Genomic DNA, 2,194 nt, shown 5'->3' with positions numbered 1-2,194 from the left:
CCGGCCCAGAAGCACACCCGCCCCCGGCTTCATCTTGGTAAAAATACCTGAATCCGACACCGCCACCAAGCCCAGTCCCGAACGGCACAGACCGACGGTTCCACCCGCACCAAAGCCGCCCAAAGGGGCTCGATGCCCCTGCGGGCGGCTCGCCCTCCCCCCATGCGGGCTTGACTTCGGACCTTGCGCGATGTGTATCACGCTGAACCGGAAAACCTGCCCTTCGAAGGGGGATGATGATGCACGCCTATCGCAGCCACACCTGCAACGACCTCAACGCCTCCAATGTCGGGCAGGATATCCGCTTGTCGGGCTGGGTGCATCGGGTGCGCGACCATGGCGGCGTCCTGTTCATCGACCTGCGCGACCATTACGGCATCACACAAGTACTGGCCGACAGCGACAGCCCGGCGTTCAAAGATCTTGAAAAGGTCCGAGCCGAATGGGTTATCCGCATCGACGGCACGGTGAAAGCGCGCGATGCGTCACTGGTGAACCCGAAACTCCCGACAGGTGAGATTGAGGTTTATGCCCGCAGCATGGAAGTGCTTGGTGCAGCCGAAGAATTGCCGATGCCGGTGTTCGGTGAGGTGGACTACCCCGAGGAAACCCGCCTGACATACCGCTTTCTCGACCTGCGCCGTGACAAGCTGCACGCCAATATGATGCTGCGGTCCAACGTCGTGCGTTCCATCCGCAACCGGATGTGGGATCAGGGTTTCAACGAATTCCAAACCCCGATCATCACCGCATCCAGCCCCGAAGGCGCGCGGGATTTCTTGGTGCCGTCCCGTTTGCACCCCGGCAAATTCTACGCGCTACCGCAAGCGCCGCAGCAGTTCAAACAGTTGATCATGGTGTCGGGCTTTGACAAATACTTCCAGATCGCGCCCTGTTTCCGCGACGAAGACCCGCGCGCCGACCGCTCGCCGACCGACTTCTATCAGCTTGATGTTGAGATGTCTTTCGTCAAGCAAGAGGACGTGTTTGCCGCCGTGCAGCCCGTGGTTCAGGGGATTTTTGAGGAATACGGCAACGGCAAAAAGGTCGATACCGAATGGCCGCTGATCGCCTATAATGATGCGCTGAAATGGTACGGCTCCGACAAGCCCGACCTGCGCAACCCGATCATCATGCAAGACGTGAGTGAGCGTTTCCGCGGTTCCGGCTTTGCGATTTTCGCCAAGCTTTTGGAGAACGAGGGCAATGAGGTCCGCGCCATTCCCGCGCCGACAGGCGGCAGCCGCAAATTCTGCGACCGCATGAACGCTTTTGCGCAACAGCAGGGCTTGCCGGGGATGGGCTATATCTTCTGGCGTAAGCGAGATGAAGCTGCTGCCAAAGACAAAACCAGAGAAGCTATCTTTGAGCTAATCAATGCGGCAGTCAAAGGGTTGCCAACTGACGGTATCATCGAAAAACATGCTGCGCCGTCGATAGAAGAACTACAGCTCGTTATGGGTCGCATAGTCCAAGCAGTTGGGCAAAATGATTTCGAGCAAGCGAAGTTTTTGCAGAACGCCTATTTTGGCGAGTTTGAAGCTGCTGGCCCATTGGCCAAAAACATTGGCCCAGAGCGCACCGAGGCTATCCGCATGCAACTGAGCTTGGGTGAAGGAGACGCCGCCTTCTTCCTCGGCGGCAAACCCGAAACCTTCCAAGCCGTCGCAGGCCGCGCCCGCAATGAGATTGGCAATGAACTTGGCCTCTCGGAAACCGACACCTTCCGCTTTGCGTGGATCGTCGATTTCCCGATGTTCGAAAAAACCGACGAAGGCAAGATTGACTTCTCCCACAACCCGTTCTCGATGCCACAAGGCGGGATGGAGGCGTTGCAAGGCGACCCGCTCAACGTCTACGCCTATCAATATGACCTTGCCTGCAACGGCTATGAACTCATTTCCGGCGGTATCCGCAACCACAAGCCGGAAATCATGTATAAAGCCTTTGAAATCGCGGGCTACCCGAATGATGAGGTGAACAAGCGCTTCGGTGGCATGGTCAAGGCGTTCAAATACGGCGCACCGCCGCATGGTGGCTGTGCGGCAGGCATTGACCGCATCGTGATGCTGCTGGCGGATGAGGCGAACATCCGCGAGGTCATCATGTTCCCGATGAACCAACGCGCCGAAGACCTGCTGATGAACGCACCTTCCGACCCCACGAATGAGCAGTTGCGCGAATTGCACCTGCG

General features: G+C 57.9%; 1 protein-coding gene. It reads left to right on the top strand.

The window, feature by feature from the left end; genetic code table 11:
* Positions 1-239: 239 nt before the first annotated feature.
* Positions 240-2,194, top strand: a 1,955-nt coding sequence (gene aspS / locus L0H65_RS18790) for an aspartate--tRNA ligase (protein ID WP_301460723.1), incomplete at its 3' end; no start/stop codon positions are given.

The organism is Pseudorhodobacter sp. (genome assembly GCF_030452865.1).
In the GTDB taxonomy this organism is placed as follows: domain Bacteria; phylum Pseudomonadota; class Alphaproteobacteria; order Rhodobacterales; family Rhodobacteraceae; genus Pseudorhodobacter.
The sequence above is the reverse complement of the archived record's forward strand: the minus strand, read 5'-3'. Positions and strand labels throughout refer to the sequence as shown.